The organism is Methylopila jiangsuensis (assembly GCF_027922305.1).
In the GTDB taxonomy this organism is placed as follows: domain Bacteria; phylum Pseudomonadota; class Alphaproteobacteria; order Rhizobiales; family Methylopilaceae; genus Methylopila; species Methylopila jiangsuensis.
In genome coordinates, this window is the sequence record NZ_BSFK01000011.1 from 1 (window position 1) to 202 (window position 202).

A 202-nucleotide genomic window follows, 5' to 3' on the forward strand; every position below is an offset into this window, starting at 1 on the left:
TCTATTTCCCATGAAGTGATGGGACCAGATGCCATGATCTTAGTTTTCTGAATGTTGAGCTTTAAGCCAACTTTTTCACTCTCCTCTTTCACTTTCATCAAGAGGCTTTTTAGTTCCTCTTCACTTTCTGCCATAAGGGTGGTGTCATCTGCATATCTGAGGTTATTGATATTTCTCCTGGCAATCTTGATTCCAGCTTGTG

General features: G+C 40.6%; 1 protein-coding gene. It reads right to left on the bottom strand.

Annotated features, from left to right (window positions below; genetic code table 11):
- The coding region (locus tag PKE85_RS17660; RefSeq protein ID WP_271205006.1) for a reverse transcriptase domain-containing protein at positions 1–202 on the bottom strand (202 nt) is incomplete at both ends.